Genomic DNA, 12278 nt, shown 5'->3' on the forward strand with positions numbered 1-12278 from the left:
CCAAATGGGCGGCGCAAGAGGCCACAAAATCCAAAAAATGGCGTCTTCCGCGTTCGCGCGGGAAATTTCGAGGGCTTGTTCAGCGTAGCCCTAAGTCGGCCGTGAGATTGCTGAAAATTCATTCGGCATTTTTGTGCAGCGAACAGTCCGCACGACCATTACCAACGAAGTGCGACAGGCCTCGTTCGCTTTCCTTGGGTCTCGTCTGTTCCTCACAGCGCGCAATCATTCGGACGTATTCAAAGGCCCCATGAGCGCAGCAATGATAGGGCAAGGAAGCGCCTCTCCCGTGTCTTCGCACCTCTCCAGCATGTCTCTCAGAGCGCCTCGCATGCGCTGAAGGTCGCCAACCTTCTCATCGATCTGGTCAAGGCGCCGCCGTGTCACCGTCTGAATAGCCCGGCGATTCCGCCCATCCTCCAGATCCAAGAGCGACTTCACCTCGTCCAGCGAGAACCCAAGGCTCTGAGCGCGCTTGATGAAGCCGATCCGCTGGATCATCGAAGCGGGGTAGCGCCGGAAGCTGCCGGCGTTCTTCGGGATCGGCAACAGGCCGCGTCCCTGGTAGTAGCGGATTGTCTCCACGCCGACGCCAGCGACCTTCGCCAGCCTGCCAACCGTCATCCAATCACCCAAACCTTCGTTCATCGAGCGATCCACTGTCTATTCACGAGCAACACAGAATAACGCAGTACCGCGTAGTTGACCCTTGCCTCCATTTGATCCAAATCAATTTCCCGCAGCTCAGTTGGGAATAGGATCACAGGTGTCAATGGGTCAATAGGCCGCACATGCGCACACTTCTCAACCACCGCAGGATTCGCGCCATCGCGTGGATGGTGCTCGGGGTATGGCTGTTTGCGCTCGGGGCCGGGGTGGCCAATGCCTGCCTTCTGGAGTCGCCGCAGCAACATCGGCATGCTGTCGGGTATGAGCATGTCCCATCGTCCGGGCATGGAAATCATGAAGGCCTCAATGGTGAGCACGAAGAAGGTTCCCACGACCCGTCGAAGGCCCCGTGCCTGAAGCTCTGCGGCGACGTCAACCAGTCCGCCATTCAGAAAGCACCAACCTTCGCGTTCGACCTCGTCGGTTTGGCGCCTCCCGCCTATGGAGACCAGCTGCTGGCTCCGACGTTGGCTCTGCGAGCCATCCCATCGAGGGGTCACCAGCGACCACCTCCCAAGCGGCCGTCGTGGCTGCTGTTCGAGCGTCTCGCGCTGTAGCGCCTCCTTTGAGTTGCCGTGTCGGTCACACCCGGCGCACAACTCATAAGCCTTGACTCTGTACCCGACTACGGAGTTTTCATAGGGCTTTGTCCGCTTGCGGCGACATCGGTTTCGCCCCAATGGCAGGCACCCGCGGCTAAAGGAGAGAGAAATGAAATTCACGCATTCGATCGCGGCCATCGTTGGCGCCGCACTGGTCACCTTGTCTGCGTTCGCGCAGGACAACCATCAGGCCCATCACCCCGCAGGTGCGAGTCCGACCGCGGCCGAGACGCCAAGGGCGCCGACCACCGAGGGCATGGATGCGCAACTGAAGTCGATGCAGGCCATGCACGAACGGATGGTGGCTGCGAAGACGCCTGCGCAGCGCAAGGCGCTCATGGCCGAACACATGCAGGCCATGCGGGCTGGCATGGCGATGATGGGCGCAATGAAGGATGGAGCCGAGTCGGCGCCGACAGCTGAGCGGCAGCAAATGCTCGAAATGCGCATGGACATGTGCCAGTCCATGATGCAGATGATGATGGACCGGATGCCTGAGCCGGCGAAGTGAGGAGGACGACCATGACAACTTCTCACCGCACCGGTCCAAGGTTTTCGCGCTCGCGATGGTTCCTGGGCTTTCTGGTCTTCCTGGCCGTGAGCATCTACATGCTGCTGACGGAACACCGCGGGCACTACCTGGCCGCGCTGCCACTGGTCCTCCTGGCGACTTGCGTCATCGCTCATGTGCTGATGCATCGCCATGCCGTACCAGGCGACGGTAGCAAGGCGAATCCACCGTACCCGGGAGAGCGCAAATGAACCACGATGCGCCCGCTTATGGGCTTTGGCTGCTCGTCCTCGTGAACTCGGCGGTCTTCATCATGTTCGCCTTCAGCTTCTTCAAACCGCAGACCTCGCGCGACTGGAGAACCTTCGGGACATTCGCAGCGTTCATTGTTGCCTTGTTCGTCGAGATGTACGGCTTTCCGCTGACGCTGTACGTGCTGTCCGGCTGGCTTCAGACCAAGTATCCCAGTCTGGACTTGCTGTCGCACAACAGCGGCCATCTCTGGTCGACCCTGCTGGGCGAGAGCGGCGACCCTCACTTCAGCCCGCTTCATATCGCGAGCTACATCTTCATCGGGGGCGGCTTCTGGCTTCTGTCGAGCGCCTGGACGGTGCTCTACCACGCGCAACGGCACGCCCAACTTGCCGTGAGCGGCCCATACGCCAGGATTCGGCACCCGCAGTATGTGGCCTTCGTGGCGATCCTTTTCGGCTTTCTGCTGCAGTGGCCGACGCTGTTGACGCTGCTGATGTTCCCCTTCCTCGTCGTGATGTATTCGAGGCTGGCTGTCAACGAGGAGAAGGACATGCGCAAGCAGTTCGGCGCCGAGTTCGACGCCTATGCCGCGCGCACGCCGCGCTTCCTTCCCTCCCTCTCGGACACGCGCCAGCGAGGCTGACATGAAGAAGACCCGCTGGCGTCAGCGCATCAATCGACCGTACCTGGCTGCAGCCTACGGACAAGGCGATGGCTGCGGCTCCCGCTCGGATGCGGACATGAGCGCCGCGCCCCGCCGGGCGTCGACACACGCAATGCTGATCGCCTGCGACCAGACCTAACGGAGAACCCATGGCAAAGAACAAGAAGGGCGCCAAAGGCGCCAAGCACAAGGCCGATGTGGACGGCACCGGCACTGCCCACGGCTCAGCGCGCGACGAGACAGCGACACGCTCGATCGGCCGCGAGGACTACGAAGCACAGTTGCACATGCTGCAGATCGAACTGGTGAAACTGCAGCGGCATTTCATCAAATGCAACGACCGTATCCTGATCCTCTTGGAGGGAAGGGACGGCGCAGGCAAGGACGGCAGCATCAAGCGGCTGGTCGAACACCTGAGTCCTCGGGAAACACGGGTCGTCGCGCTAGGAAAGCCCTCCGACCGGGATCGCACGGGCTGGTACTTCCAGCGCTACGTCCCGCACCTGCCAGTTGGCGAAGAGCTCGTGGTGTTCAACCGCAGTTGGTACAACCGTGCGGGCGTGGAACCGGTGATGGGCTTCTGTACCGCCGAGGAGCACGAGGAATTCATGAACTCAGTGCCCAAGTTCGAGGAGATGCTGGTCAACTCCGGTATCAAGCTGCTGAAGTATTACCTCGACATCGGCAAGAAGGAGCAGAGCCGCCGGCTCGGGGAACGCCGCCGTGATCCCCTCAAACAGTGGAAGTCGAGCCCGGTGGATGCCGTCGCGCTGAAGCACTGGGACGGCTATACACGGGCGCGCGACGAGATGTTCATGCGCACCCATACGGCCGCGGCGCCCTGGTCTGTCGTGCACGCCGACAACAAACGGTTGGCGAGGCTCAACCTGATCAGAGACATCCTCTCCCGGCTGCATTACGCCGGCAAGAAGCACAAGGTCATCGCTCCCGACCGGGAGATCGTCTTCGAGTTCTCGCAGGACTGCCTGGACTCGGGCCGACTCGCTCGTTGAGACCACGAACACAGCGAACAGGAAGAACAGCCATGAAGTCGATCAACGTTGAAGTCGGAGGGCTCGTATCGAGCCTGAGCGCGGAGGGAGTACGCCGCAAGCTGCTGCAGCTTCCCGGCGTCCATCATGCAGATGTCAACTATGTTGCGGGAAGCGCAACGGTCCATCTCGATGAGGGACAACTCAGTGTCGAGGATCTGCGCCAGCGCATCGCCGAATGCGGCTATCACTGCCGTGGCGAGCAGACGCCCAAGCACGTGTGCGCGCCCGCCGCTGGCGTCTCTGCCGACCCCAGCCATGCGGTGCACGGCCATCACGGCGCACCCGCACGTCAGGCGCAAGAGATGGGGCATGAGGGGCACCACGCGCATGCCCCCGCCACGGCCGCACGCGCGAAGGCTGCGGCCACGACGCCCGCCGCCCATGCTGCGCACCAGGCCCACGCAGGCGACCCTGCGATGGACGACATGATGCACGACATGGGCCACGGGTCGGGCTCGATGCAGGACATGGCTCGGGACATGCGCAATCGCTTCTTCGTGGCCCTGGTCTTCGCCATTCCCGTGTTCTTCTATTCCCCGATGGGGAAGATGTTCGGCGACTTCCAGACGCCGTTCGGGCTGGACGACAAGCTCTTTCTTTTCTTCCTCGCAAGTGCCGCGATCATCTATCCAGGTTGGCCTTTCTACGTGGCGGCGTGGCGCGCGCTGCGCAACGGCGTCGCCAACATGGCCACGTTGGTCGTGCTGTCGGTGGGCACCGGCTACCTGTTCAGCATCGGCGCGACCTTCTTCTACGAGGGTGAGGTGTTCTATGAAGCGGCATCGGTGCTGCTGGTCTTCATCCTGCTGGGGCACTGGCTGGAGATGCGCGCCCGCGCGGGCGCATCCGACGCGATTCGCGCGTTGATGGATCTCGCCCCACCCATGGCCACGGTCGTGCGCAACGGGGTGGAGACCAAGGTACCGACCGCCGAGGTTGCAGCCGGGGAACTGGTCGTGATCAAGCCCGGCGACAAGATCCCGGTGGATGGCGAGATCGTCGAGGGCGCGTCGCAAGTGGACGAGTCGATGCTGACGGGCGAGTCCATGCCGGTCAAGAAGGGCGTGGGCAGCACCGTCGTAGGCGCCAGCATCAACAAGAGCGGGAGCTTTCGCTACAAGGCCACGAAGGTCGGCGCGGACACGGCCTTGGCGCAGATTGTCAAGCTGGTCCAGGAGGCCCAGAACTCGAAGGCCCCCGGCCAGCTGCTGGCCGACCACGCATCCCAGTGGCTGGTGCTGGCGGCGATCGTGATTGGCCTGCTGACCTTCAGCGTCTGGTACTGGGTGATGGGACAGACATTACTGTTCGCACTCACCTTGACCATCACCGTGTTCGTGATCGCATGCCCTGATGCGCTGGGGCTGGCCACCCCGATGGCCATCATGGTCGGGACCGGGCTGGGCGCAATGAACGGCATTCTCTTCAAGAATGCGGCCGCATTGGAGAACGCCACCAAGTTGACGGTCGTGGTGTTCGACAAGACCGGCACCTTGACACTGGGGCAGCCCGATGTCGTCGAGATGGTGGCCGCGCCCGGTGTCGAGGAGACGCGGCTTCTGGCGACGGCCGCCGCGGTGGAGAAGTTCTCCGAGCACCCCCTCGCGCTCGCAGTGCTCAAGCGTGCGGGAGACATGCCGACGGAGGTCACCGAGAACTTCACCAACATCGATGGGCAAGGCGCACGGGCCACTATCGGGGGCGAGACGGTGCTCCTGGGCAACCGGCTGCTGATGCAGTCGGAACAGGTGGATCTGGCTCCCCTTGCCAGCGAGGCGGCGCGGCTGCAAGGCGGGGGGCGCACTGTGGTCCACGTCGCGCGCGGTGGCCGGCTGATCGGCCTCATCGCGATCGCCGATGCCGTGCGGCCGACCTCGCGCGAGACGATCGCCAAGCTGCAGGCACGCGGCGTGAAGGTCGCGATGCTGACCGGCGACAACCAGGCGACCGCCGAGCGCATCGGCAAGGAACTGGGCATCGACATCGTGCTTGCGGATGTGTTGCCCGGGCAGAAGGCCTCCAAGATCAAGGAACTGCAGCAGCAGGGTCACAAGGTCGGCATGGTCGGCGACGGCATCAACGACGCTCCGGCGCTGACGCAGGCCGACGTGGGCTTTGCGATTGGCGCGGGGACGGACGTTGCGATGGAAAGCGCCCAGGTGGTGTTGATGAAGAGTGACCCCTACGACGTGGTCGGGGCCATCGAACTGTCCCGGGCGACGCTGCGCAAGATGCACCAGAACCTCTGGTGGGCCGTGGCCTACAACGTGATCGCCTTCCCGCTGGCGGCCGGGGTGCTGTATCCGTTCACCTTGTCGCCCGAGGTCGCTGCATTGTCCATGTCGGGCAGTTCCGCGATCGTCGCGATCAATGCGCTGATGCTCAAGCGCACGCGCCTGCCGGGGATCAAGCGCGTGACGTCGCGTGCCAGTGTCCCAGCGGCCGCGTCAGCCTGAGCGGCGGGCCACCATGGTAGAGAGCCGCGCCATGCGATCACCGCGCGAATCCGGGCCCACCCGCCAGCAAGACCTCGGCGTCGCGCAGCTGGGTTGGCTCGCTGCGGCCGTAATCGTCGTCTCGGCCGGATATGGGGCACTGATGCCCTTGATCCCCGACTGGCTGCGGCCCTTGATGGGCGACGCGGATCCTGCGGCGCTTGCGCGCCATGTCGGCTACCTCAGCGGCATCTACACGGCGGGCATCCTGCTGGGTGCGCCCCTGTGGGGCATGCTGGCGGACAGGCTGGGGCGTGCCCGCGTGTTGCTGGTGGGCCTGATCGGCTACGTGGCCAGCCTGCTCCCGCTGCTGCGCCCCGAGTCCCTGGGCGTGGTCGGCATCTATGCGCTGCGCGGCGCGACGGGCTTTTTTGTGGCCGCGGTCGTGCCGGTGGTGCCGGCGCTCGTCGCGCAGTACACCCCAGAATCGATTCGCGCCAGGCGCTTTGCATGGCTGGGTGCGATGTCGCTGCTCGGGTTCCTGTTCGGCCCCGGCCTGAACGCCGCTGCAGAACGGCTTGTCGGCCTGGGCTTCTTGAGCGTGCTGGTACAGGGCTCATCGACCACGCTCGTGATCGCACTCTCGGCCGCGCTCGGCGCGCTGATGATGCTGGGCCTGGCCGCAACGCTTCCCGCACCTTCCTCCCTTGGAGAGGCGGACGCAGCCGATCACGACGGAGCACCCCGGAGCCGCTCCCTGGCGCTCTGGATTCTCAACGGTGTGGTCATGTTCGTGCTTGCCGGCTTTGAACTCGGCATCGTGCTGCAGGGCCAGCGCCACCCCGATCTCTCCTCCCGAGAGGTGTCGTTGATGTTCGCCGAGTGCAGTCTGGTGATGCTGGGCGTCAACGCGGTGCTGTTCTTCACCGGCCTGCTGGAGCGCGCCGACCCACGCCGCGTACTGGCCTGCGGCATGGTCCTGGGCATCGCCGGGCTCCTGATGCTGGCCCGCCATGGCAGCGAGATGTGGCTGTACGTCGGCGTGAGTTTCACGGCTGCGGGCACGGGTCTCGTGCTCCCCACCCTGGCCTACCTCGCTGCCGGCACCTCGGCGCGGCGGCTCGGTATCGCGATGGGAGGGCTCGCCGCGGCAGCCGGCCTCGGACAAACACTGGGATCGGCCGCCACCGGATGGCTATTCGGCGCTGTGATGCAGAGCACCTTTGCGTGGCTGTCGATTCCACTGGCCGCCACCCTCGCGCTGCTGCTCATTCCGCGGCATTGGTGGCCAGCCAACCCCGTCCTGGTGAGCGCTTCACCGTCCCGCACTTTTCTCACTTCCACGGAAACCGAACCATGAGACTGATCCTGATGTCCCTGCTCGCAGCGCTTGCCCTGTCGCTGAGCGGATGCGGCTACAACGACTTCCAGCGGCTGGACGAGCAGACCAAGTCCGCCTGGTCCGAGGTGCTGAACCAGTACCAGCGGCGCGCCGACCTGATCCCCAACATCGTCGCGACCGTCAAGGGCGAGACCAACTTCGAGCAGGAGACGCTGACCCGGGTGGTCGAGGCCCGCGCGAAGGCGACCTCGATCCAGGCCACGCCGGAACTCGTCAACAACCCCGAGGCGTTCCAGAAGTTCCAGGCGGCACAGAGCGAACTGTCCGGCGCGCTGAGCCGGCTGCTGGTGGTGAGCGAGAACTACCCGCAACTCAAGGCGAACCAGGCTTTTCAAGACCTGCGTGCCCAACTTGAGGGCACGGAGAACCGCATCACCGTGGCGCGTGGGCGCTACGTGAAGGCGGTGCAGGATTACAACGTGCTCACGCGCAGCTTCCCGACCAACATCACGGCCAAGCTGTTCAGCTACGTCGTCAAGCCCAATTTCTCGGTCGCCGACGAGAAGGCCATGGCGGCGCCGCCACAGGTCGATTTCGGCGCCTCGGCGCCGGCGGCGCGCCCCTGACATGAGAACGCCCAGAACAGTGGTGCTCTCTCCGGCGGCCCCTCTTCGGCTGGCCCACGCTCTGGCCTGGCTGCTGCTGAGCCTGTTCCTTTCGGTCGCGTCCGCGCAGGAGTTGGTCGCCGTTCCTCCGCTGCAGGCGCGCGTCACCGATCTCACGGGAACGCTCGCCGCCGATCGTGTCGCCGCGCTGGATGCGCAGCTTCGGGCCTTCGAGCAACGCAAGGGCGTGCAGATCGCCGTGCTGATGGTCCGCTCGACGCGGCCCGAACCCGTCGAGCAGTACGCCCTGCGGGTGGTAGAGCAATGGAAGCTCGGCCGTCGCAAGGTGGACGACGGCGCGTTGCTCCTGGTGGCCAAGGACGACCGCACCGTGCGCATCGAAGTCGGATACGGCATCGAGGGTGCGCTGAGCGACGTGGTATCGCGGCGCATCATCGACGAGGTGATCACGCCGCGCCTGCGCCAGGGCGATTTCGACGGCGGCATCGCCGCAGGCGCCGAACAGATCATGCGGGTGATCGATGGCGAGGCCCTGCCTGCGGCGGACCCACGGCGGCAGGGGCAGACCAACGACATCGGGCAGGCCTGGCCCTTCCTGTTCGTCGCGGCCCTGATGCTGGGCGGAGTGCTACGCAACGCCCTCGGCCGCCTTCCAGGCTCCCTGGTCACGGCTGGCGTGCTGGGTGCCGCTGCGTGGCTGTTGGTGGGCACCTTCGCGGTGGCCGCGGTGGCTGGACTGGCGGGATTCCTCGTCACGCTGCTGGGCATCGGCATGGGTGGCCACGGCGGCATGGACGGGCGCCACCGGGGAGGCGGCTGGCCGGGCGGAGGATTGGGCGGTGGTGGCGGTGGATTCCGCGGCGGCGGCGGCGGCTTCGGTGGCGGCGGCGCGTCAGGACGGTGGTGAGATGAACATGCAACGACTTCTTCGCCACCTTGCGACCACGGATCGCGCAGTCCGCCGCGCCTTCCCCCCGTGCGCGCTGGATGCGATCGAGCAGGCCATCCGCACGGGAGAGTTCCAGCATGGGGGCCAGCTGCGCTTCGTGGTCGAGGGTGCGCTGGACGGATCGCCACTGTGGCGCAACCAATCGCCGGGCGAGCGGGCGCTGGACCTGTTCGCACGCCTGGGTGTGTGGGATACGGCGCACAACAGCGGCGTCCTGATCTACGTGCTGCTGGCCGACCGGGCCGTGGAGATCGTGGCCGATCGCGGCATCCATGCCTGTTGCGGTGCCGAAAGGTGGTCGGCTGTGTGCCAGCGCATGGAAGCCCAGTTTGCGCAGGGACGCTTCGAGGCCGGAGCCCTGGAAGGCATCGTGGCCGTCAGCCACCTGCTGGTGCAGCACTTTCCGCGGGGCGCGGACCACGGCAACGAGTTGCCGGATCGGCCGGTCCTTCTTTGAACGACAACATCCTTGGAGACCTACCATGCAACTTCAATTTCTGGGTGCCACCGGCACCGTGACCGGTTCCAAATACCTGCTGCGCCATGGCGACGCGACCATTCTGGTGGACTGCGGCCTGTTCCAGGGATTCAAGCAGCTGCGCCTGCGCAACTGGGAGCCGCTGCCGGTCGCGCCCAAGACCGTCGACGCGGTCGTGCTCACCCACGCCCACATCGACCACAGCGGCTACCTGCCACTGCTGGCGCGACAAGGCTTTCGCGGCCGGGTTTACTGCACGTCCGCGACGCACGAGCTGTGCAAGATCCTGCTCACCGACAGCGGCCATCTGCAGGAGGAAGAGGCGAAGTTCGCCAACCGGCACGGTTTCTCCAAACACCAGCCCGCGCTGCCGCTGTACACCCGTGAGGACGCCGAGCGCTGCCTGAAGCTGTTCGCGCCACGTCCGTTCTCTCAGGACTTCGAGGCGCTGCCCGGACTCACCGCGCGGTTGACGCCTTCCGGGCACATGCTCGGCTCGGCCTTCGTGCACCTCAACGACGGCCGGCGATCCGTGCTCTTCTCCGGCGACATCGGCCGGCCCAACGACCCGGTGCTGCGCCCGCCGGTGCAGGTCCCCGGCGCCGACTACCTGCTGGTGGAATCCACCTACGGCAACCGCAAGCATGAAGCGTCCGACGCACTGGCGCAGCTGGAGACTGTCATCAACAAGACGGCCGCCCGTGGAGGGGTCGTGGTCATCCCAGCGTTCGCTGTCGGCCGAGCGCAGAGCCTGATGTACGGCATCTACCAGCTCAAGAAGCAAGGGCGCATCCACCAGCACCTGCCCGTGTACCTGGACAGCCCGATGGCCATCGATGCCACACGGCTGTACCACGCCCATCGCGACGAGCACCGGCTCTCGCCCGAGGAATGCGAGGGCATGTGCCATGCCGCGAAGATCGTCAACAAGGTCGAGGAGTCCAAGGCGCTCAGCGCCGGTCGTGGACCGATGGTCATCATCTCCGCCAGTGGCATGGCCACGGGAGGACGCGTGGTGCACCACCTCAAGTCATTCGCGCCCGACCATCGCAACACCATCCTGTTCGCCGGCTACCAGGCGGGCGGCACCCGTGGCGCCGCGATCGTGCACGGCGCGTCCACCGTCCGCATCCATGGCCAGGACGTGCCGATCCGCGCCGAGGTGGCCTCGCTCGACAACCTTTCCGCCCACGCCGATGCCGACGAGATCCTCGCGTGGATGCGCGGCTTCACGCAAACACCGCGCCGAACCTTCGTGACCCACGGCGAGCCGGAGGCGGCCGATGCGCTGCGCGCGCGGATCGACCATGAACTGGGCTGGTCGGTTGCCGTGCCCGAGTACCTGCAGACGGTGGATCTGGTATGACGGCGCACCTGCACGAGACCGGCACCGGCACCGGCACCGGCACCGGAGAGGATGGCGTGAACACGCTGCAGGCGTGGCGCACCGGCATCGACACCCATCAGGAGCCGGTGGTCTACATGCGGCGCGACTGCCCTGTCTGCCGGTCGGAGGGTTTCACGACCCAGGCGCGCGTGCAGCTGACGGCCGGCCGCCGCAGCATCGTGGCGACGCTCAGCGTCGTCGATGGGGATTGGCTGGCCGAGAACGTCGCTGGCCTGTCCGAATCGGCATGGGCGTCGCTGGGGGCGCAGCCGGGCCAGCTGGTCACGGTGACCCATGCACCGCCGCTGGATTCCCTCAGCCATGTCCGGGCCAAGGTCTACGGCAATGCCCTGGGCGATGCCGAGTTCAGCGCCATCATCTCCGACGTCGCGGCGGGCCATTACTCTGACCTGCATCTGGCCACCTTCATCACCGCCTGCGCCGGCGATCGCCTGGACCTCGCGGAGACCGTCTCGCTCACGAAAGCCATGATTGGCGTCGGTGACCGCATCGATTGGGGGCGCCCGCTGGTGGTGGACAAGCATTGCGTCGGCGGCCTGCCCGGCAACCGCACGACCCTGCTCGTGGTGCCCATCGTGGCCGCCTGCGGCCTCACGATGCCCAAGACCTCCTCGCGCGCCATCACCTCGCCGGCCGGGACGGCCGACACAATGGAGGTGCTGGCGCCGGTGAACCTGGATGTGCGGAGCATGCGGCGCGTGGTCGAACGCACGGGCGGCTGCATCGTCTGGGGCGGCTCGGTACGGCTCAGCCCCGCCGACGACATCCTCATCCGCGTCGAGCGGCCGCTGGACCTGGACAGCGAGGGCCAGCTCGTCGCCTCGGTCCTGTCCAAGAAGGCCGCTGCGGGCTCGACCCATGTGCTGATCGACCTGCCCGTGGGTGCCACCGCCAAAGTGCGCAGCGCGCAGGCCGCGGCGGCGCTCGGTCGGCGCCTGCAGGAGGTGGGCAGCGCCATCGGCCTGCACGTGGCCTTGCGCGTCACCGATGGTGAGCAGCCGGTCGGCCGCGGGATCGGCCCGGCACTGGAGGCCCGCGACGTGCTGGCCGTCCTACAAGGGACGCCCGAGGCCCCGGCCGACCTGCGGGAGCGAGCGTTGCGGCTGGCGGCGGACATCCTCGAAATGGGCGGTGCAGCGCCCGCCGGCGGCGGCCTGACGCTCGCCACGCAGGTGCTGGCCGACGGCCGCGCCTGGGCCACGTTCCAGGCGATCTGCGCTGAGCAGGGCGGCCTGCGCAGCATCCCGGTGGCAACGCATCGGCACACCGTCGCATCGCCGTCCA

The 12278-nt window shown here is 65.9% G+C and carries 14 protein-coding genes; 13 read left to right on the top strand and 1 reads right to left on the bottom strand.

Annotated elements, in window-relative coordinates; all coding sequences use genetic code 11:
* Positions 1-225: 225 nt before the first annotated feature.
* A complete protein-coding gene (locus DBR23_RS07525) occupies positions 226-648 on the bottom strand; it encodes a MerR family DNA-binding protein (RefSeq protein WP_003090234.1) in 423 nt (140 codons plus the stop codon).
* A gap of 143 nt (positions 649-791) precedes the next feature.
* On the opposite strand from DBR23_RS07525, the gene DBR23_RS29575 reads away from it, so the two are divergent.
* The 13 genes from DBR23_RS29575 to DBR23_RS07585 all read left to right on the top strand — a co-directional run.
* Positions 792-1226, top strand: a complete 435-nt coding sequence (locus tag DBR23_RS29575; RefSeq protein ID WP_155714379.1) for a hypothetical protein — start codon at positions 792-794, stop codon at positions 1224-1226.
* A 154-nt stretch (positions 1227-1380) separates the two neighbouring features.
* Positions 1381-1782, top strand: a complete 402-nt coding sequence (locus tag DBR23_RS07535; RefSeq protein WP_003090236.1) for a hypothetical protein — start codon at positions 1381-1383, stop codon at positions 1780-1782.
* 11 nt (positions 1783-1793) lie between these two features.
* Positions 1794-2033 carry a DUF2933 domain-containing protein gene (locus tag DBR23_RS07540; RefSeq protein ID WP_003090237.1) on the top strand — a complete coding sequence of 80 codons (240 nt, stop codon included), beginning with the start codon at positions 1794-1796 and terminating at the stop codon, positions 2031-2033.
* Complete coding sequence (locus DBR23_RS07545; RefSeq protein ID WP_003090238.1) at positions 2030-2680, top strand: isoprenylcysteine carboxylmethyltransferase family protein; 651 nt, start codon at positions 2030-2032, stop codon at positions 2678-2680. Before DBR23_RS07540 ends, DBR23_RS07545 begins: the two co-directional genes overlap by 4 nt.
* Position 2681: 1 nt before the next feature.
* Positions 2682-2840, top strand: coding sequence for a hypothetical protein (locus DBR23_RS29915; RefSeq protein ID WP_010791738.1), 159 nt, complete (start codon positions 2682-2684; stop codon positions 2838-2840).
* Between the two features lie 10 nt (positions 2841-2850).
* On the top strand, positions 2851-3714 hold the full coding sequence (gene ppk2, locus DBR23_RS07550) for a polyphosphate kinase 2 (protein WP_003090242.1): 864 nt from the start codon (positions 2851-2853) through the stop codon (positions 3712-3714).
* 32 nt (positions 3715-3746) lie between these two features.
* Complete coding sequence (locus DBR23_RS07555; RefSeq protein WP_006226038.1) at positions 3747-6212, top strand: cation-translocating P-type ATPase; 2466 nt, start codon at positions 3747-3749, stop codon at positions 6210-6212.
* Positions 6213-6243: 31 nt separating this feature from the next.
* Positions 6244-7551 carry an MFS transporter gene (locus DBR23_RS07560; RefSeq protein WP_199227660.1) on the top strand — a complete coding sequence of 436 codons (1308 nt, stop codon included), beginning with the start codon at positions 6244-6246 and terminating at the stop codon, positions 7549-7551.
* The gene (locus tag DBR23_RS07565) at positions 7548-8159 is read left to right on the top strand and encodes a LemA family protein (protein WP_003090252.1); all 612 of its coding nucleotides are present in this window, start codon (positions 7548-7550) and stop codon (positions 8157-8159) included. The genes DBR23_RS07560 and DBR23_RS07565 overlap by 4 nt, the downstream gene beginning before the upstream one ends.
* Before the next feature lies 1 nt (position 8160).
* The gene (locus DBR23_RS07570) at positions 8161-9066 is read left to right on the top strand and encodes a YgcG family protein (RefSeq protein ID WP_060784750.1); all 906 of its coding nucleotides are present in this window, start codon (positions 8161-8163) and stop codon (positions 9064-9066) included.
* Between the two features lies 1 nt (position 9067).
* On the top strand, positions 9068-9565 hold the full coding sequence (locus DBR23_RS07575) for a TPM domain-containing protein (protein ID WP_023083478.1): 498 nt from the start codon (positions 9068-9070) through the stop codon (positions 9563-9565).
* A 25-nt stretch (positions 9566-9590) separates the two neighbouring features.
* Positions 9591-10952 carry an MBL fold metallo-hydrolase gene (locus DBR23_RS07580; protein ID WP_003090261.1) on the top strand — a complete coding sequence of 454 codons (1362 nt, stop codon included), beginning with the start codon at positions 9591-9593 and terminating at the stop codon, positions 10950-10952.
* Positions 10949-12278, top strand: a 1330-nt coding sequence (locus DBR23_RS07585) for a thymidine phosphorylase family protein (protein ID WP_108497826.1), incomplete at its 3' end; no start/stop codon positions are given. The genes DBR23_RS07580 and DBR23_RS07585, both read left to right, overlap by 4 nt.

Origin of the sequence: Acidovorax sp. HMWF018 (assembly GCF_003061035.1) — a bacterium.
Classification (GTDB): domain Bacteria; phylum Pseudomonadota; class Gammaproteobacteria; order Burkholderiales; family Burkholderiaceae_C; genus Acidovorax; species Acidovorax delafieldii.